Below are 19,981 nucleotides of genomic sequence, written 5' to 3'. Positions count from 1 at the left end.
TGTTAATAAAAAGGAAGATAAGATTTGTTCTCTAAGCAAGCTTAAACGAGCTAGTTAGCTCTTTAACAACCTAATATTTTACATTTTATTATCCTCATAGGGATAGTCTGCCCTTTTTTAGGTCACTTTATTACTAATAATCCTAATTTTCCTATTTTTTCATCTCTAATTAATATTCACTTTTTAAAAGATCAATTATGCTCATCTCTATTATTCATTATATTTTTTTACTTTAAGTTAAATAATATTCACAATAAAGCGTATGGAAAAATAAAACTGATTTTTGAAATATTGACAATGAATGATTTGATGTATATAATGGGAATATATAGAAATAGAAGGAGGTAGGATTATGTTCAACTTTAATAACATTAAATTAGAAATAAAAATGAATATGAAGTATGTATATAGGTATAACCCTGTCTCTTTAGGTATTAATAATTAGTTAATTAAGAGTAATAATTTACTTGGTGAGATCGCGATATATATCCGCGATTTTTTTTATTATTATTTTTACGTATTAAAGGCTGTGGATATTCACAGCTTTTTTTATTTAACTAATTATTTGTCTAAAGAGAATAGAGATTTACTTTATTTTAAGAAAAGTGAGGTGTAGATGGATGAAGAGAATTTTACAATATGTATGGAAGTATAAAGGAAGTTTAATATTTGGAACAATATCAATGATTATAATTATAGGAATAGATTTGTTCAGCCCGTACTTACAAAAGATATTTTTAGATCAAGGCATTATAGAAGGAAAAGTGTCTTTAATAGTACCTATTTTAATAGGATTTGCTATTATTTCTATAGTTAAGGCAGTATTAGGATATGGAAAAGAATATATATACGACAGATTGGCTAGCTTTGTACAGGAAGATATTAAACATACTTTGTTTAATCATATTCAAAAATTGGAGTTTAAGTATTTTGACAATATAAATACTGGTGAACTTATGTCTAGAATTGGTGAAGATGTTGATAATATATGGGATACCATAGGTTTTGGGCTTAGGCTTTTTGCGGAGAATATTATATATTTTGTCGTTTCAGCTATTATATTATTTTGGCTAAATTGGCAATTAACTTTAATATGTATGGCTGTAATGATTCCTATAGGATTTATTGGAGTCAAGCTTGAAAAAGAATTTGGGAAGTGTTATGACGAACTAAGTGATAAAACAGCTGAAATAAATACAGCAGCAGAAGAAAATATTGCTGGGGTAAGACTTGTAAAAGCCTTTACTAGAGAAAAACATGAAATATTAAAATTTTTATCTATGAATAAAAGTTATTATGATTTGAATGTAAAACAGGCAAAAGTAATAGGGAAATACTTTCCGCCAGTAGAGTTTTTAACTAATATATCACTAGTTATAATGATAGTTATTGGTGGAATTTTTGTAATGAATGGGAATATGACTTTAGGTACTTTAGTTGCTTTTAATGGTTATATTGGTAATGTAATATGGCCATTAAGAATGTTAGGTAATTTATTAGATTTATTATCTAGAAGTAATGCTTCAGCAAAAAAGATATTTAAAATAATAGATAGGAAATCAGAAATTTTTACGATAGAAAGTAGTTATAAGCCTGATAAAATTAAAGGAGATATTGAGTTTGATAATGTTAGCTTTAAATATAACGATGAAGTTGTGCTTAAGGATATAAATTTGAAAATTCCTTCAGGTAGCACAGTTGCTTTGATGGGAACTACAGGATCAGGAAAATCAACATTACTAAATCTTATAGGTAGATATTATGATGTTTGTAAAGGTGAAGTATTAATAGATGGAGTAAATGTAAAAGAATATAACTTAGATAAGTTAAGAAATAATATGTCTGTTGTAATGCAAGATATATTTTTGTTCTCAGATTCTATAATTAACAATATAAAATTTAGTAATGAATTTGCAACAATTGAGGAAATTGAAGAAGTATCTAAGACAGCGTGTTGTTTTGATTTTATTAAAGAGTTAGCAGATGGTTATGAAACAGAAATTGGTGAAAGAGGTATTGGACTATCAGGAGGGCAAAAACAAAGAATATCAATTGCTAGAGCGCTTTTGAGAAAATCACCTATTCTGATATTAGATGATGCCACATCTGCTTTGGATATGGAAACAGAATATGAACTTTTATCAAATCTGAACAAGAGAAAAGATAAGAGTACAACATTTATAATAGCTCATAGAATATCTGCTGTTAAAAATGCAGATATAATTTTGTATTTTGAAGATGGAAGTATAAAAGAAAAGGGGACCCACCAAGAATTATTAGAACTAAAAGGCAGCTATTACAATGTATATTGCGAACAATTTAAAGATTTTAATGTTTTAGAAAGAGAGGTGATATAGTATGGGTAGTAATGCAATAAATAAAGATGAACAAACTCTAAAAAGAAGTAAGATTGAGATAATAGAAAGATTATTTGTATATTTAAAACCTCATAAATCTAAAACTATAATTGTAATATTGCTTATGATATTCGTAATGATGTGTAGCATAATAAATCCCTACTTATTACAGATAGCAATAGATGATTATGTAGGAAATAAAAATGTTAATGGATTGCTGGGTATTGGAGTAATTCTTGTTATAATTAATATTTTGCATGGATTTTATCGCGAATTAGATGGAGGATGATTTCAGAAGTTACAAACACTGTATTAGTAGATATTAGAAAAGAACTTTATAGTCATATTCAAAGTTTATCTTTTGACTTTTTTGATTCAAGACCTGTTGGAAAGATACTTGCTAGAGTAGTTGGAGATGTAAATGCACTTAAGAATTTATTTAATCAGAGTATACAAACTGTAATACCAGAAGGATTAAGTTTAATTTGTGTATGTATAGCAATGATTATTATGAACTTCAAACTTGCAATTGCATGTATGACATTGCTTCCTTTATTAGCAATATCTATGTTTTGTATTGAAACAAAATCTAGAAAAAGGTGGAATGATTTTAGAAATAAAAGGTCAAACTTAAACGGATTTACTCATGAAAATTTTTCAGGAATAAAGGTGGTACAAGCTTTTGCCAAGGAAGATTCCACAGAAAAGACTTATAAAGAAATGGTTAGAAAAGAAAAGGATGCATTTTTAAAAGCTATAAAATTGAATGATCTATTTTGGCCATTGGTTGAACTGTCTTGGGGAGTTGGTACATTAATAGTATTTGCTGTAGGATATAGATTAATTCAGTCTGGAGAAATACAAATAGGTAAATTGATTGCATTTTCAATGTATACAGGAATGTTCTGGAGACCTATTACAAATCTTTCGAGTTTTTATAATACAATGATAACTAATTTTGCTGCTGCAGATAGAATATTTGATATTTTAGATATAAAACCAGAGATAGAGAATATACCTGAAGCTATTAATATTGGTAAAATTAGTGGGCAAGTTGAATTTAAAAATGTAAGCTTTGCTTATAATAACAGTTCCGAAGTTTTAAGTAGAGTAAATTTTAAAGTTAATAAGGGTGAAAAAGTTGCTTTAGTAGGTGCTACAGGGGCAGGAAAGACTACGATAATTTCTTTGTTAAGTAGATTTTATGATCCTACTAATGGCGAAATTTTAGTAGATGGTAAGAATATCAAAGGAGTTAATTTAGAATCATATAGATCACAGATGGGGATAATGCTACAGGATACCTTCTTGTTTTCTACTTCTATAATGGAAAATATAAGATATGGTAGATTAGATGCCACTGATGAAGAGGTTATAGAGGCTGCGAAGGCTGTAAATTCTCATGACTTTATTATGGGAATGGAGAAAGGATACTTAACAGAGGTTAATGAAAGAGGTTCAAGGCTTTCTTTGGGACAAAGACAATTAGTTTCTTTTGCAAGAGCTTTGCTGGCTAATCCTAGAATACTAATTTTAGACGAAGCAACTTCTAATATTGACACAGAAACTGAAAAATTGGTTCAAGAAGGAATAGAAAAATTATTACAAGGTAGAACATCATTTGTTATCGCTCATAGACTTTCTACTATTAGAGATTGTGATAAGATAATGGTGGTTGAAAGTGGTGGAATAAGTGAAATGGGAACTCATGAAGAACTTTTAGCTAAGAAAGGATCTTATTACAATCTTTACATGGCACAGTATAGATTTATAAGTGAAGGAGCATAGTTGTTTGCTTCGTAAAGTGGAAAAGATTCCTAGTAGCATGGAGAAAAGTTTGCTGGCGAAAATGATAAAAGATGTTAGATGATATAGGGAAAAATGTTGTGCAAAGAGAAAATTATGAATGAGATATAGTGAAAAGTTTTAATGTATTACAGGTAGGAATCTAAGTATAGGGTGAATTTATAGTATTAAGGTATATTTATCTATGGTTGTATATTTTAAATGGTTGAAATAAAAATGTTTGTAGAGTATAATTTTAAAAGTATTAGTATACGGAAGAAAGGAATGTACTTAGATGAGATTAGGAATTGTAGGATTACCAAACGTAGGGAAGAGTACTTTATTTAATGCTATAACAAAAGCAGGAGCAGAATCTGCTAACTACCCATTCTGTACAATTGAACCAAATGTAGGTGTTGTTAGCGTTCCAGATAAAAGATTAGATGTACTTGAAAAAATGTATAACACTAAAAGAAAAGTTTATACTGCTGTAGAATTTTATGATATAGCTGGACTTGTAAAAGGAGCTTCTAAAGGAGAAGGACTAGGAAATAAGTTCTTATCACATATAAGAGAAGTTGAAGCTATAGTACATGCGGTAAGATGTTTTGATGATGGAAATGTTGTTCACGTAGAAGGGTCTGTAGATCCAATTAGAGATATAGAAACAATTAATTTAGAGCTTATCTTTGCTGATTTAGAAGTTTTAGAAAGAAGAATGGAAAAAGGAGTTAAGCTTGCAAGATCAGGGGATAAAAAGGCGAAAGCAGAATATGAAATAATGGAAAAAGTTAAGGCTCATTTAGAGGCTAATAAACCAATAAGAACTTTAGAAGTAACAGAAGAAGAAGATGCATTTATCAAAACTTTATTTATGATTACATCTAAGCCAGTTTTATATTCTTGCAATATTTCTGAAGATGATATGATGAGTGGTAATCTTGAAAATGATTATGTAAAGAAAGTTAAAGAATATGCTGAAAATGAAAACTCAGGAGTAGTTGTAGTTTGTGCTAAACTTGAAGAAGAACTTTCAGGATTAGAAGATGATGAAAAAGCGGAAATGCTTGAAGAATATGGATTAGAAGAGTCTGGGTTAGATAAGCTTATAAGAGCTTCATATAAACTTTTAGGTTTAATAAGTTATTTAACTGCTGGAGTGCAAGAAGTAAGAGCTTGGACTATAAAAGAAGGAACAAAAGCTCCTGCTGCTGCAGGTAAGATTCACTCAGATATCGAAAGAGGATTCATTAGAGCAGAAATAGTTGGATATGATGATTTAGTAGCATGTGGTTCAGAAGCTGCTGCTAAAGAAAAGGGCTTATATAGATTAGAAGGAAAAGAGTACGTTATGAAAGATGGAGATGTTGTAAACTTCAGATTTAACGTATAATAATTACTTTATAGTGTATATGTAATTTGAAAAGATTATATATGCACTATTTTTTTCTCAGAAAAATGTAAAGAAAAGTACGAAAAAATGATTTGAAAATTATTTAAAATAATTACAAGAAATGCCAAAAAGGCCTGAAGCATTGAAATTACTAGCTTAAAAAATGAAAAACTCATTAAAAAGTAGCAAAACTACTTGAAGAATGCATAAAAGTTTTATAAAATATATATAAAGTGGTTAAAAGTGGTGAAAAGTGGTTAGATGTAGAGTGAATTTCTGAGGTGCAAAATGTTCATAGGAGAATATCAACATAGTCTAGATAGCAAAAATAGAATAGTTGTACCTTCAAAATTAAGGGAGGGCTTAGGAGAGAAATTTATAATCAGTAAAGGGTTAGATGGATGTCTTTATGCTTATCCTATAGATGAATGGCAGAAGTTTGAAGAAAAATTAAAAAATTTACCACTAACTAATAGAGATGCTAGAGCTTTCGTAAGATTCTTTGTTGCTGGTGCAACAGAAGTTGAAACAGACAAACAAGGAAGAGGTTTAATTCCGGCAAATCTTAGAGAATATGCAGGCATTGAAAAGGAAATAGTAACTATAGGTGCTTTAAATAAGGTTGAGATTTGGAGTAAGGAAAAATGGGAAAGCTATAATGAGTCAGATATCGATTTTGGTAGTATAGCTGACAAAATGGGCGATTTAGGAATATAAGGAGTTTTTAAAATGGAATTTAATCACGTTTCAGTTCTTTTAAACGAATGTTTAGATGCTTTAAATATTAAGGAAGATGGAATTTATGTAGATGGCACACTTGGTGGTGCTGGTCATTCTTCAGAAATTCTTAAAAGACTGTCAGAAAATGGTCGTTTAATTGGTATTGACCAAGATACTGACGCTTTAAAAGCAGCAGCCATAAGGTTGCAGAATTTTAATAATGTAACATTCATACATAATAATTTTTATAATATTAAACAAATATTAGATGATTTAGATATTGAAGAGGTAGATGGAATACTAATGGATTTAGGAGTTTCATCATATCAGCTAGATACTGGAGAAAGAGGATTTAGTTATATGAAAGATGCACCTCTTGATATGAGAATGAATAGAGAAAATGAATTATCTGCTTATGAGGTTGTAAACACATATTCAGAAGATGAATTATATAGAATTATAAGAGATTATGGTGAAGAAAAGTTTGCAAAAAGAATAGCTACATTTATAGTTAATGCTAGAGAAGAAAAAAATATTGAAACTACGTTAGAATTAGTAGAAATAATAAAAAATGCTATACCAGCAAAAGCTAGAAGAGAAGGACCACATCCGGCAAAAAGAACTTTCCAAGCTATAAGAATTGAGGTTAATAGTGAGTTATCAATTTTAAATAGAGCTATAGAAGATGGAGTAAGTAAGCTGTCTAAAGGTGGAAGAATGGCAATTATAACTTTCCATTCATTAGAAGATAGAATAGTAAAAAATAAATTTAGAGATTTAGCTGTAGCTTGTAGATGTCCAAAGGAATTTCCGATTTGTGTTTGTGGAGAAAAAGCTAAAGTTAAGGTGATTTCTAGAAAAGCAATAGATCCATCTAAAGAAGAAGTGGAAATGAATCCAAGAAGTAGAAGCGCAAAATTAAGGGTAATTGAAAAATTATAAAAAGGGTAAATTAATGTGTGGGAGATGTGAATAAAATGGTTGTGAGAGAATATGATTATATAAGAGGAAATACAGCGCTTGCACCTGAAAGAAAGATAAAGGAGCAAGAAGTTAAAAGAAAAAAGAAACAAGTAAAAAAAGAGTTTGACTGGAAAAACAACAGAATAAAAATAATATCTTCAGCAGTTATTGTTTCGATTTTAGGAGTAGCTAGTTTAACTATTGATAGCTATGTATATAAAATTCAAAAAAATTTATCAAATTTAGAAGTTGAGATGGATGTAGAATTAGCAAAAAGTGAAGCTATGAAAGTAGATTTACTTAAGGTATCTTCTCTTGATAATATAAATAATGTAGCTATAAATGGATTAAATATGACTTATCCTGATAAATCAAGCAGTATAACAATTGATATGTCTAAGAATTATTTTGATCACATAAAAGATAAAAAAGAAACTAATACAAAGACAGGCCTAATAGCAAAAATAGCAAATTGGATGAATTAATGAATAACTTATAGAATTCCTTTATAGGATTTCTATAAGTTAAAATTGCTTTAGAAAGAATAAGTATTAGATATTAACTTTTTCTTTTATTCATTAATTCATCAGGGTATGGGGGAAGAGTTATGAGTAAAAGATCATTCAAAGACCGAGCAGTTATGAAGAAAAGAATGACAATCGTTATTGGTGTGATAACTTTGACATTTTTAATTCTTAGCTTAAGATTAGCCTACATAATGATTGTTAAGAGAGAAGATTATGCTAAGAGAGCTGAAGAACAATGGACAAGTGAAGTTAGGATTGATGCAAGGCGTGGTAGAATCTTAGATAGAAATGGAGAAGAACTTGCTGTTTCTGCTGATGTATATAGGGTTGATTTTGACCTTAATTCAATTAGACAAAGTCTAAACAAGAAAGGTTTGGAAACAAAGGATATAGCGCCATTAATTGCTAATGCTTTAGATTTAGAAAGTGATGAAGTACTTGAAAAGTTAGAAACTAAATTGCCAAGTGGAGCTGATGCTGGGTCTGCTAATCTTGTTAGAAGAATAGAGAAAGAAGCAGCAGATAAAGTAAAAGCTTTAGAAATAAGTGGAGTAATTGTATCTCCAGATACAAAAAGATATTATCCAAATGGTGAGTTTTTAGCACATGTTCTTGGAAGTACTAATGTAGATGGACAAGGATTGACAGGTGTAGAGTTACAGTATAATGAATATTTATCTGGAGTTCCAGGAATAAGAATATCAGAATTAGATAGAAATAGTGCAAATGTTTCGTATACAATATCTAAGTTTACAGCGCCAATAACAGGTAAGGATGTTACTCTTACAATAGATAAAAATATTCAAGCTTTTGCAGAAAAAGCTGCAGAAAAGGCTTTAGTAGATAATAAAGCAGCTAGAGTTTCAATATTAGTAATGGATCCAAATAATGGAGAAGTTTTGGCGATGGTGAATAAACCAGATTTTGATCCTAACAATCCGTTTGATGGATATTCTGATTTTACTGGAAACACTGATGCTGAAAAACTACAAAAAATGTGGAGAAATAGCTTAGTGAATGATACATTTGAACCAGGTTCTATATTTAAGGTTGTAACTATGGTAACAGCATTAGAAGAAGGTCTTGTAAGTGAGACAGATAAGTTTACATGTGGAGGAAGTTTGCAAGTAGGACCTCATACAATAAAATGTTGGAAGCATGGGGGACATGGTGAGCAAACATTACCAGAAATACTTCAGAATTCATGTAACGTAGGATTTATGAAGTTAGGTGAAAAGATTGGTAAGGAAAAATTAACTGAATATATAAAGAAATTAGGTTTTGGACAGGTTTCAGGAATAGATTTACCAGGTGAAGCAAAAGGTATAATAAAAAGTGCTGAGTCAATAAAAGAAGCAGATTTAGCGACAATTTCTTTTGGACAAACTAACACTGTAAATGCAGTACAATATATGACCGCATTTAATGCATTAGCTAATGGTGGATCCCTTATTCAACCACATATAATGAAAACTGTAACTCATACAACATCAACAGGAGAAGAGGTTGTTGACGAGGTTTTTGAACCAACAGTAAAAGAAAATGTTTTATCTGAAGAGATGACTGCAGTTTTAAGAGATTATCTAGAAAGAACAGTTAATAAAGGCGGTTCTAATAGATCATATATAGCTGGATATCATATAGGAGGTAAAACTGGTACAGCACAAAAAGTTAACCCTGTTACTGGGGGATATGAATCAGGAAAGTATATATCATCTATGGCTGCTATGGTTCCAACTGACAATCCAAAGGTTACGGTTTTTGTTAGTATAGATGAGCCTAGTAATGGTGATTACTATGCAGGTGTTGTAACAGCTCCTGTAGCTAAAGTGTTTATAGATGATATTATAAACTATATGAATGATGAAATTTTTAAGGATAATGATTCTATTTTAAGAGAAGTTGTAATTCCGGAATTAAGAGGACTATCATTAGATGAAGCTAAAAAGGTTCTCAAAGATAACAATTTAGAGTATAATATTGAAGGAAGTGGGTCTATAATAACAGATATAAAACCATATCCTGGATATGTAGTAAAAGAGGGATCAAAGATTAATCTTTACACTGATGGAGATGGAAATTATAATAAAAATGTTGTTATGCCAGATTTGATAGGATATTCTAAAGAGGCTGCTATAGAACTATTAGAAAGCTTAGGAATTAATTATACTCTTCAGGGAGATGGGGTTGTTAGCAATCAAAGCACTCCACAAGGAGAGGTAATTGTTATAGGTGATACGGTAAAACTTATACTTACTTCGGATTACGGAGATTAGAAGTTTGCCATTAGTTTAGCATGTGGAATATCACATGCTAAATTTTTATCTTTTAAGATATCTATTTATAAGAGGAGATGAAGTAATGAAACTATTACAATTGTTAGATGGGGTAAATTATAAAGTAGTAAAAGGAACTTTAGATAAAGAAATAGTCAATATTCAGTATGATAGTAGAAAAGTCACTAACAATGACATTTTCGTATGTCTTTCAGGGTTTGAGGTTGATGGACATAATTTTGCTAATAAGGCAATTGAAAATGGTGCAAGAGTAATAATATGTGAGAAAGATATAGAATTAGTTAATGAATCAAATGATGTAACTATTATTAAAGTTGATGAAGGAAGAAAAACATTAGCTACTATGGCAGCTAATTATTATGATCATCCAACAAAAAAACTTAAATTAATTGGTGTTACAGGAACTAATGGTAAAACAACAAGTGTATACATACTAAAATCAATTTTAGAAAAGTCAGGAGAAAAAGTTGGTTTAATTGGAACTATAGCTAATTATATAGGTGATGAAAAGATAGAATCTACTCATACTACTCCAGAATCATTAGAGTTACAAAAATTATTTAAGAATATGGTGGATAAAGGTTGTAAATATTGTGTAATGGAAGTATCATCTCACTCTTTAGCTTTAGATAGAGTATATGGCTGTCATTTTGATATAGGTATATTTACTAATATTACAAGAGATCACTTAGATTTCCATAAAACGTTTGAAAATTATTATGATGCAAAATTTAAGCTTTTTGAAAGAAGTGATTATTCTATAATAAATGTAGATAACAACTACGGATACAATGTAATTAGAGATTTAGAAAAACTAAATAAAAAAGCTATAACTTACTCTATTAGTGAAGAAAGTGATTATAGGGCAACAGAAGTTGAGTTTATAGGCCAAGATACTATATTTACAGTTAATGGTACAAGATATGAATTTGTTTTGCCAGGAGAATATAATGTCCATAATGCATTAGGATGTATAGCAGCAGCTAAGACATTAGGAATAAGTGAAGAAAATATAAAAAGCGGTTTATTAGATGTAGTAGTTCCTGGTAGATGCGAAAGAGTTGGGATCAAGTACAACCTTCCTTATGAATTAATAATAGACTTTGCTCATACACCAGATGGATTGAAAAATCTTTTAGAAACTTTAAGAATACTTACAAAAAATAGATTAATTGCTGTTTATGGTAGTGGTGGAGATAGAGATAAGGTTAAAAGAGCTGAAATGGGTAGAATAGGTAGCGAAATAGCAGATTTAGTAATTATAACATCTGATAATCCGAGAACAGAAGATCCTATTGCTATTCTAAAAGAGATTAGTTGTAATATACAAAAAACTAACTATTTAGCAATTGAAGATAGAGTTGAGGCTATAAGGTTAGCAATGGATATGGCTGAGCCAGGAGATGTAGTAGTACTTGCTGGTAAAGGTCATGAAACTTATCAAATAATGCCTGAAGGAAAGGTGCATTTTGATGAAAGAGAAGTAATTGCTGATATTTTAAATAAGTAATAAGAGGTGTAGTAATGGAAATAACTTTCAAAGAACTTTTGGATGCTATAAAAGGTGAAATTATTATAGATAGTAGCAAAAAAGAGTTTAATAAGTTTTGTATTGATACTAGAAAGATTGAAGAAGGTAATATTTTTGTAGCTTTAAAGGGAGAAAAATTTAACCCAAATAAAAATGCCATTGAAGCTATTGATAAAGGTGCAAATATAGTATTAGTAGATGAAGTATTTTTTGATAAGGCCGATATTAAAAAAGAAGGAACAATAATAAAAGTGGAAAGTTGTCATAAAGCTTTGTTAGATTTAGCTAACTATTATAGAAAAAAGTTAAATCTAAAAGTTATTGGGGTAACTGGATCAACAGGAAAGACATCTACAAAAGATTTAGTTGCAGCTTTTTTAAGTCATAAGTTTAAAGTCTTTAAGACTAAAGGGAATTTCAATAGTGAAATAGGGTTACCACTTATGATTTTTGAATTAACTAGTGAATATGATGTGGCAGTTTTAGAAATGGGAATGAGCGATTTAGGGGAGGTACACAATCTTGCTAAGACAGCTCTTCCTGATATGGCTGTTATAACTAATATTGGTTTATCTCATCTAGAAAATCTTAAGACACAAGAAAATATTTTAAAAGCTAAAATGGAGATTACTGATTTCTTTGATAAGGATAGTGTTTTAGTTGTTAATGGAGAAGATAGACTATTAAACAAATTAGATAATAAATGTTTTAAAATTGAAAAAACTGGATATAATCATGAATATGATGTTTACGCTACTAATATTATATTAAGAGAGAACTCTACAGAATTTACTGCCCATCATAAGGGAAATGAATTTACATTTAAATTACCTATGGCAGGAAAGCATAATGTTTTAAATTCTATGTTAGCAATTGATATTGCATTAAACTTAGGATTATCTTTTGAAGATATGAACAAAGGACTAGAAAATTTAGAAGCAACATCGATGAGATTGCAAGTTATAAAAAAAGAAAATATAACAATTATAAATGATTGTTATAATGCTAGCCCAGATTCAATGAAATCATCTTTAGATGTTTTAGCTACTTATAATGGCGGAAGAAAGGTTGCTATACTTGGTGATATGTATGAGTTAGGTTCTAAATCTAAAGAAGCTCATGCTGAAGTTGGAAGTTATGCAACTGACAAAGTTGAATTGTTAATAGTCATAGGAGAAAATATTGAAGAATTTAGAAGTGGCTATAAAGGTAAAAGTATAGTTGCATTTAAAACTAAAGATGAATGTTTAGATAAACTAAAAGATTATATAAATAAAAATGATATTATTTTAGTTAAAGCATCTAGGGGAATGAAATTTGAAGAGGTAGTAAATGAGCTTGAATCTATCTCAATATATTAGAGGAGGTGAACTGCTTTTAGCAGTGAAAAATGGGGGATAAAATGATAAACATAATAACATCAAAATATGCAATAGCAGCGGTACTAAGTTTGCTAATTTCATTAGCATTAGGGCCTATTGCTATACCAGCATTAAGAAGATTAAAATTCGGACAAAACATAAGAAAAGAAGGACCTCAAAGCCATCTTAAAAAAGCCGGTACACCGACAATTGGTGGATTAATATTTATAGGATCTACTTTAATTACGATGATTGCTTTAAGATTAAAGTGGAATGATGAAGCTATGATAGCTCTATACTCACTTATAGCCTTTGGATTTATAGGGTTTTTAGATGATTTACTTAAAATAATAAAAAAGGATAACGAAGGATTAAAAGCTTGGCAAAAGATGGTCCTATTATTGGTCTTCTCTGGAGCTATAGCGTATTATGGATATTTAAATTTAAGTACAGGTATGATAATACCTTTCTTAGGTAAAAAAGTGGCTCTTGGAATGTTTTATATTCCGTTTGTAATCTTTATTTATGCAGCAACAACAAATGCAGTTAATTTAACAGACGGTTTAGATGGTTTAGCATCTACAGTGTCAGTTTTAGTTTTAACATTTTTTGCAGTAAGTGCATTTATATTAGGACATGATTCAGTTGGTCTTTTCTGTATAGCTTTAATAGGTGGATTGATAGGGTTCTTAAAATATAATGCATATCCAGCAAAAATATTTATGGGAGATACTGGTTCGTTAGCTATAGGTGGAGCAATTGCAACAATTGCAATTATATTAGAGATACCTCTACTTATTCCAGTAGTAGGAGGAATATATGTGCTTGAAACATTATCTGTAATTATTCAAGTAACATCATTTAAATTAACTGGTAAAAGAATATTTAAGATGGCTCCAATACATCACCATTTTGAACAATGTGGATGGAGCGAAGTTAAGATTGTAACAGTATTTTCAATAGTAACTGTTATATTATGCATGATAGGATTCTGGGCACTTTAGAAATTTAATATGGAGGAGTGTTTATGAGATTTAATGAACCCCTAAATAAAAAGAAGTTAGGGGAAGTAGACTATGGTATATTCTATTCTTTATTTCTATTGTTGGCTATAGGAATAGTTATGATTTATTCAGCTAGCTCTTTCTATGCTATGTTTAAATATAAAAATAGTATGTATTACTTAATAAGGCAAGGTGCATTTGCTATAATTGGTGTAATAGCATTAGTAATGATGATGAAATTTGATTATCATAAGCTAAAAAAAATAACACCATATTTATTAATAGCTACAATTCCATTGTTAATTGCAGTTTTCTTTTTTCCAGAAGTAAATGGAGCTAGAAGATGGATTAAATTAGGTATATTATCATTTCAACCTTCTGAGTTAACGAAATACGTAGTAGTTATGTTTTTAGCTATGAGTATTGATATGAAAGGTGATAGAATTAAAAGATTTTGGGATGGACTAGTACCTTATTTAGGTGTAGCAGGTTTTTTTGCTGCGATGATATTAGCAGAGAAGAATATGAGTATTGCTACGATCATTATGATTGTGACATTTATAATGCTTTTTGTTGCGGGTGGACAAATTAAGCATTTATTTGGAATAATATTTCCGGCTATGCTTACGTTAGCTATATTCTTTATTTTTAGCTCTGATTATCGTAGAGCTAGAATGTTAAACTTTATAGATCCGTGGAAAGATGCAGCTGGTGATGGGTATCAACTTATACAATCTTTTTATGCACTTGGTGCAGGTGGAATAACAGGTTTAGGATTAGGAGAATCAAGGCAAAAGATTTTATATATGCCAGAACCACATAATGACTTTATATTTTCAATTATTGGAGAAGAGTTAGGTTTAGTTGGATGCTTGTTTATTGTGGGATTATTTTTATTTCTTATTTGGAGAGGAATAAGAGTAGCAATGAAGGCTAAAGATACTTATGGTAAATTACTTGCAGTAGGTATTACTTCAATAATTGCAGTTCAAGCAATAATAAATATTGCTGTTGTCACAGGGTCTATGCCTGTAACAGGTGTTCCTATGCCGTTTATAAGTTATGGAGGAACATCACTAGTAATAAATCTTATGGCAATGGGAATTCTATTAAATATATCATCACAAATAGAAAAAAGTGTAACTTAAGAGAGTACCTCTAAATATAGAGGTACTTTTTGTTGTTAATGTAAATAATGTAATAAAATTGTAACTAAATTTTGGGTGAAAAACTTGAAGAAAAATGATATTATTATATATAGATATATTTAGAAAAGGATGAAATATTGCAAAATGACAGAATATAAACAAAGTAATGAGATTAAGAAATATCTAAAGAGTAAAAAAAGAAAGAAAAAGTTGAAAAAGATGATAATGATAATGATTGTATTAACAATTGCTATACTTTTGTTTTTAACTAAAGCGCCTATCTTTAATATTAAAACAATCGATGTGATTGGGACATCTAAAATAAGTTCTGATAACTTGAAAGAGAATTTAAAAGTTTTTATTGGAGAAAATATTTATATTATAAATGAAAATGATATTAAAAGTGCATTAATGCAAGATAAATATGTTAAAGAGGTTAAGATATCTAGAAAAGGGATATCTAAATTAGTTATAAATATAGTTGAAGAGTCTCCTGTGTTTTATGTTGAGAATAATGGAGTTATAGAAGTTATAAATGAAGATTTAGTAGTAATAGAAGAAATCGATAGCATAGAAGGGAGAAATTTAGTGAAAATATCAGGAATAGAATCAGAAAAGATATCACTTGGTGAAAAAATTAATGATGATGAGATACTTCCTAGTATATTAAAGAAATTTTATCCTTACATAGCTCAAAATAGAGAGTCTATTAAATTTGATGAAATAAATATTGCAGATATTGTAAATATAAAAGGTCGAATTGGAAATGTGGAAATATTTTTTGGTGACGATTCCGATCTACATGAAAAAATGGAAAATGTTTATAGAATATTATTGTCAGATGAAATTAAGTTAACTAAAGGATATATAGACGTTAGCTTTGATGGACCACCTATAATTAAGAATATATCAAGCTAGGGGGAGTATTTATGAAAAAAATAATATCACAACTTGTGGTTGCTATAGTATGTGCAATTTTAGGATTTTTATTAACATACCAATTTAAAATGTTAAGATTACAAGAGGATGCAAAGTCTACTGCACAAAATCAAGATATTTTATATCAAATAGAAGCATTGAAAAAAGAAAAAGAAGAACTGTCCGAAACTAATAAAACCTTATCTGAAGAGATTAAGCGATTAGAAGAAGTTGCAGCTGAAGAAGGGGCTTTAGAAAATGAAATAAAGAAACAGTTAGATAATGCAAGGATGCATTTAGGATTGTTAGATGTTAAAGGCTCAGGACTAGTAATAACAATTACACCTAAAACAACTATTTTTGGAGAAAATACTACAGATAGTACAGTTGGGATTAGCGAAGAGGAATTAATTCATATTATAAACCTTTTATGGTATTCAAGAGCTGAGGCTATTTCAGTAAATGATATTAGAATAACACCTCAAACAGGAATTAAAACGTCAGGGAGAAGTATTTCTATAGGAACAGTTGGATTAGTTGATCCAAAATCTAAAATAGTAATAAAGGCTATAGGAGATAAAGCAAAGCTTAATGTAGGTGTAAGCTATGGTAATTCTTTAGCGTATGGAGCGTTGAAAAATTATAGTGTAGAGATAAAAACTAGTGATGATATAGTTATAAATAAGACTACACAAAGTTTAAGAAATGAATATATAAAGCCTGTACAATAAAGGAGGATTATAGTTATGATTGGATTTATAGGATTATTAGTAGGTGTATTACTAGGATTAGTTTTGAATGTGAATATACCTGATAAATTTTCTCCATATATGTCTGTGGCAATTTTAGCGTGCTTAGACTCAGTTTTTGGAGCGTTACGTGCAAGTTTATCTAAAAGTTTTAAACCGGATATTTTTATTTCAGGCTTTGTAGGAAATGCTATTTTAGCGGCAGCACTTGCGTATTTAGGCGATAAATTAGGAATTCCTATATATATAGCAGTAGTAATTGTTTTTGGAGGACGTATATTTGATAATTTCGCAATAATAAGAAGATTCTTGCTTAAAAAACTTAAAAATCGACAAAGAGGTGATTAAGTGAAGAAGCATATAGATAAAATATTGATTTTTATTGCGGCAATTATAACAGGTACGCTTATATCTATTAGTTTTGGTGATAGTAAAGTAGATACTTTTTTTTCAATGAAAAGTATAGAATATAAGGATGCAATTGAGCAACGAAATTTATTATATAAAGAAATATCTGATTTAAAAGAAAATAATAACGAAATTATGTATAAATTAAGGGATTACAATCAAGGGGAAGAAAAACACCAGAAGGTAATAGACGATATGAAGTTGCAGCTTAGTGACTACAGTGAGATTGCAGGAACTACAGCATTAGAAGGTAGTGGTATAGTAATAAAAATAAAAGATGGATATTATGATATAAGTGAAAGCACTTCATATGAAATTGATAGAAGAACATTGCATGCAACTGATGCAGCATTATTAATAAATGAATTAAGAGCTATAGGGGCTGAGGCTATAGCGATAAATGGTTATAGAGTATTAAACGATACTGGAGTACAGTGTGAATGGGCTTTTATAGGATTTAATGATAATAATCAGACAATAGAAGGGCAGCCATTTTATTTTTATGCATTAGGAAAGCCAGAAGAATTAGAGGCTGCTTTATTCTCGGATGGAAGTTATCTAAATAGGCTTATAATAAGAGGCTTAGAAATAGAAGTTGAAAAAAGAGAGGACTTATATTTTCCGCCAACAAATAGAATCCTAGACTTTCAATATATGGAAAGAGCAGATTCTTAAGCAAAACTAATTTTTATAATAAAATTATTAAAAAAATTTATGAAAATGTGAATTTTATGAAGGAAATTTTGGGTTTTTGGAGAATAAAATTATGTAGAAGATTCTCCATAAAGGAGGGACTAATTATAGATATAAAAGGTAAAATTAAAGAGATTTTAAATTCTATACCAGATGACGTACAACTTGTAGCTGTATCTAAGACAAAGCCAGTTGAAGATATTTTAGAAGCTTATGATATTGGTATAAGAAATTTTGGCGAAAATAAGGTGCAAGAATTAGTTGATAAATACGAAAAATTACCTAAAGATGTAAAATGGCATTTAATTGGGGCTCTTCAGACGAATAAGGTTAAATATATAGTAGGTAAAGTAAGTTTAATTCATTCTTTATCTAGTATAAAGCTTCTTGAAAAAATTGAATTAGAATATGGAAAGAAAAATATTACTGCCGATGTTTTAATTCAGATTAATATTGGAAGAGAATCGTCTAAAAGTGGTATATTAGAAGAAGAATTGGATCAATTAATTGAAGCTGTAGAGAAATGTAAAAATATTAAAGTTAAAGGTATTATGGTTATAATACCAAAAGGTAATGATGAAGAAAATAGATATTACTTTAGAAAGACTTATGATATTTTTAAAACTCTAAAAAATAGTAATTATAAAAATATAACAATGGAAATTTTATCAATGGGAATGACCCATGATTATAAAATAGCTATAGAAGAAGGATCTAATTTAATAAGAATTGGAACTGGAATTTTTGGAGCAAGATAATTTGTAGGAGGAGTTATAATGAGTATGTTAAGTAAATTTAAAGAAATGGTTTTTGGAGAATATGATGAGGATTTTGAAGATATAGAAGAAAATGAAGAAGAGGAAGAAATAGAAGAAGTCGAGCCTATTATATCTAAGCAAAAGGGTAATAAGGTTGTTAATATACACAATAGTGCTTCACCAAAGATTATGGTTGTAAAACCATCAAGTTATGAAGAAGCTAAAGAGATTGCAGATGCTCTTAAAAATAGAAAGATTATAGTTGTTAACACTACAGCATTAGAGGCAAAAGTAGCACAAAGATTAGTTGATTTCATAAGTGGTGCCGTTTGTGTCTTAGGAGCACAATTACAAGAAATTGAACAAAGAGTATATCTTTTATCACCTTCAAATGTTGAAGTTTCTAGCGAATTAAAAACAGAAATAAGCAGTAAAGCTTTATTTAGCTGGAATAAATAGAGGAGCTAAAAATAGCTAATGATAAAAAAAGAAGAAGTAATAAGAAACTTTAGTAAAGAAGAAAGAGATGAAGTTGTAAAAATATATGAATGGATGGAGTTAGCTTATGAAAAGGAAATACCGTTGTTTTCAAGAAGTTTTTGTACTCCAAACATATGGTTATATTTTGTTAACAATTTTAATACGAAAAATTTTAAGGTAGAAGCTAATGGATACTTTGAAGAAAGTGATAGAAGGGTACTATCTTTTAATAATATATATGGAAGTGATTATCCATATAAGTTAATAAAAATTGAAAAAAAATCAAAGTTTGATTCTTTATCTCATAGAGATTATCTAGGCTCAATTATGGCCTTAGGTATGGAGAGAGAGAAGTTTGGTGACTTAAGAGTTTATGAAAGCTATGCAGTTGTTCCGGTTTATGAGGATGTTGTTGAGTATGTTATATCATCATTAAATTCCGTAGGTAAATCACCGGTTAGCTGTGAAGTGATATATGACACAACATTATCTAAGGTTAACTTCTTAGAAGTTATAATTAATGTATCATCGTTAAGATTAGATAGTATTGTGTCTAAGCTTTCAAATATATCAAGGTCAAAAGCTTTGGATCTAATAAATCAAAATAAGATTTTAGTAGACTACTGTAAAGTAAATAGCAAAAGTTTAGAAGTTAAAGAAGGACAAAGGATAACTATCGCTGGAGTAGGTAAATATATTATGGGGAGTATTGTAGGTAATACTAAAAGCGGTAGGTTTAAAGTTAACATAAAGAAATATATTTAAAGAACGAATCTGTTAAGTTGATATGAAAAAATAGCTTGATTTTTCATAGAATTGCTCGCTCTTTGAAAATTATATAAGTTTGAATTTTTTATTGTATGGTAAACAAACCTACAATAAAATTGAT

17 protein-coding genes and 1 pseudogene are annotated in these 19,981 nt (G+C 29.4%); all 18 read left to right on the top strand.

From position 1 onward, the window contains the following. The first annotated feature begins 620 nt into the window (after positions 1–620). Positions 621–2,357, top strand: a complete 1,737-nt coding sequence (locus H8S10_RS15655; RefSeq protein ID WP_186839509.1) for an ABC transporter ATP-binding protein — start codon at positions 621–623, stop codon at positions 2,355–2,357. Position 2,358: 1 nt separating this feature from the next. After that, positions 2,359–4,145: pseudogene (locus tag H8S10_RS15650) on the top strand (ABC transporter ATP-binding protein). 292 nt (positions 4,146–4,437) lie between these two features. Further along, positions 4,438–5,535 (top strand): redox-regulated ATPase YchF, encoded by a 1,098-nt coding sequence (gene ychF / locus H8S10_RS15645; protein WP_055265905.1) that lies wholly within the window; start codon positions 4,438–4,440, stop codon positions 5,533–5,535. Between the two features lie 288 nt (positions 5,536–5,823). Further along, positions 5,824–6,252, top strand: a complete 429-nt coding sequence (gene mraZ / locus H8S10_RS15640; RefSeq protein ID WP_186839508.1) for a division/cell wall cluster transcriptional repressor MraZ — start codon at positions 5,824–5,826, stop codon at positions 6,250–6,252. A 12-nt stretch (positions 6,253–6,264) separates the two neighbouring features. Further along, the gene (rsmH, locus tag H8S10_RS15635) at positions 6,265–7,197 is read left to right on the top strand and encodes a 16S rRNA (cytosine(1402)-N(4))-methyltransferase RsmH (RefSeq protein WP_186839507.1); all 933 of its coding nucleotides are present in this window, start codon (positions 6,265–6,267) and stop codon (positions 7,195–7,197) included. 35 nt (positions 7,198–7,232) lie between these two features. Further along, a complete protein-coding gene (locus H8S10_RS15630; protein ID WP_055265900.1) occupies positions 7,233–7,703 on the top strand; it encodes a hypothetical protein in 471 nt (156 codons plus the stop codon). Between the two features lie 122 nt (positions 7,704–7,825). Next, entirely contained in the window at positions 7,826–10,021 is a 2,196-nt protein-coding gene (locus H8S10_RS15625; protein ID WP_186839506.1) for a stage V sporulation protein D, read from the top strand. An 85-nt stretch (positions 10,022–10,106) separates the two neighbouring features. Then, positions 10,107–11,552, top strand: a complete 1,446-nt coding sequence (locus H8S10_RS15620) for a UDP-N-acetylmuramoyl-L-alanyl-D-glutamate--2,6-diaminopimelate ligase (RefSeq protein ID WP_055265896.1) — start codon at positions 10,107–10,109, stop codon at positions 11,550–11,552. A gap of 14 nt (positions 11,553–11,566) precedes the next feature. Next, entirely contained in the window at positions 11,567–12,934 is a 1,368-nt protein-coding gene (murF, locus tag H8S10_RS15615; protein ID WP_186839505.1) for a UDP-N-acetylmuramoyl-tripeptide--D-alanyl-D-alanine ligase, read from the top strand. 41 nt (positions 12,935–12,975) lie between these two features. Then, positions 12,976–13,938 (top strand): phospho-N-acetylmuramoyl-pentapeptide-transferase, encoded by a 963-nt coding sequence (gene mraY, locus H8S10_RS15610; protein ID WP_242855907.1) that lies wholly within the window; start codon positions 12,976–12,978, stop codon positions 13,936–13,938. Positions 13,939–13,961: 23 nt separating this feature from the next. After that, entirely contained in the window at positions 13,962–15,086 is a 1,125-nt protein-coding gene (spoVE, locus tag H8S10_RS15605) for a stage V sporulation protein E (RefSeq protein WP_055265889.1), read from the top strand. Positions 15,087–15,230: 144 nt separating this feature from the next. After that, positions 15,231–16,004 (top strand): FtsQ-type POTRA domain-containing protein, encoded by a 774-nt coding sequence (locus H8S10_RS15600; RefSeq protein ID WP_055265887.1) that lies wholly within the window; start codon positions 15,231–15,233, stop codon positions 16,002–16,004. Positions 16,005–16,015: 11 nt separating this feature from the next. Beyond that, the gene (locus H8S10_RS15595; RefSeq protein WP_186839504.1) at positions 16,016–16,735 is read left to right on the top strand and encodes a DUF881 domain-containing protein; all 720 of its coding nucleotides are present in this window, start codon (positions 16,016–16,018) and stop codon (positions 16,733–16,735) included. Positions 16,736–16,750: 15 nt separating this feature from the next. After that, positions 16,751–17,101 (top strand): small basic family protein, encoded by a 351-nt coding sequence (locus H8S10_RS15590; protein ID WP_186839503.1) that lies wholly within the window; start codon positions 16,751–16,753, stop codon positions 17,099–17,101. Beyond that, positions 17,102–17,836, top strand: a complete 735-nt coding sequence (locus tag H8S10_RS15585; protein ID WP_055265881.1) for a DUF881 domain-containing protein — start codon at positions 17,102–17,104, stop codon at positions 17,834–17,836. It abuts the gene before it with no gap. Positions 17,837–17,961: 125 nt separating this feature from the next. Next, positions 17,962–18,612 (top strand): YggS family pyridoxal phosphate-dependent enzyme, encoded by a 651-nt coding sequence (locus H8S10_RS15580; protein ID WP_186839510.1) that lies wholly within the window; start codon positions 17,962–17,964, stop codon positions 18,610–18,612. Positions 18,613–18,627: 15 nt separating this feature from the next. Then, positions 18,628–19,071, top strand: a complete 444-nt coding sequence (sepF, locus tag H8S10_RS15575; protein ID WP_055265879.1) for a cell division protein SepF — start codon at positions 18,628–18,630, stop codon at positions 19,069–19,071. Positions 19,072–19,089: 18 nt separating this feature from the next. Next, on the top strand, positions 19,090–19,857 hold the full coding sequence (locus H8S10_RS15570) for a YlmH/Sll1252 family protein (RefSeq protein ID WP_186839502.1): 768 nt from the start codon (positions 19,090–19,092) through the stop codon (positions 19,855–19,857). The last annotated feature ends 124 nt before the right edge of the window (positions 19,858–19,981 follow it).

The sequence above is a fragment of the Clostridium sp. NSJ-49 genome (assembly GCF_014287725.1).
Taxonomy (GTDB): Bacteria; Bacillota; Clostridia; order Clostridiales; family Clostridiaceae; genus Clostridium; species Clostridium disporicum_B.
This window is presented reverse-complemented; position numbering and strand designations above follow the sequence as displayed.